Raw genomic sequence first — 632 nt, 5'->3', positions numbered from 1 at the left:
GAGCCAAAACCAATAATTGTTTTACAACAAATCATCGTTGGTTTAGTCGTTTCTGCTTTTGCAGAGATGATAGCCGCTTTAATTTCTTCAGGGTTATGCCCATCAACAGAAATCACTTGCCATCCGTAAGCTTCAAAACGCTTAGGTGTATCATCAGTGAACCAACCTTCTACGTCACCATCGATTGAAATACCGTTGTCATCCCAGAATGCAATCAGTTTACCTAGGCCTAAGGTTCCCGCTAAAGAACAAGCTTCATGAGAAATACCTTCCATTAAACAACCATCACCTAGGAAAGTGTAAGTATGGTGGTCAACAATATCGTGGCCTTCTTTGTTAAAAGAAGCCGCTAAAGAGCGTTCAGCAATCGCCATACCAACGGCATTAGTAATACCTTGGCCTAATGGGCCTGTTGTTGTTTCGACACCTGGTGCGTAACCATATTCCGGATGACCCGGTGTTTTTGAATGTAATTGGCGGAAGCTTTTAAGATCTTCAATTGAAAGGTCGTAACCTGTTAAATGCAATAGAGAATAGATAAGCATTGAACCATGGCCGTTAGACAAAATAAAGCGGTCGCGATCAGCCCAGTTTGGGTTAGTCGGGTTATGCTTTAAAAAGTCAGTCCATAA

Annotated in this window: 1 protein-coding gene; it reads right to left on the bottom strand. The window is 41.9% G+C overall.

Going from position 1 to position 632, the window contains the following annotated elements; genetic code table 11:
- Window positions 1-632 (bottom strand): thiamine pyrophosphate-binding protein (locus MT391_RS20725; RefSeq protein ID WP_499499988.1); only part of this gene is annotated, 632 nt, incomplete at both ends.

Origin of the sequence: Vibrio sp. 1-Bac 57 (genome assembly GCF_037546855.1) — a bacterium.
GTDB lineage: Bacteria > Pseudomonadota > Gammaproteobacteria > Enterobacterales > Psychromonadaceae > Psychromonas.
The sequence above is the reverse complement of the archived record's forward strand: the minus strand, read 5'-3'. Positions and strand labels throughout refer to the sequence as shown.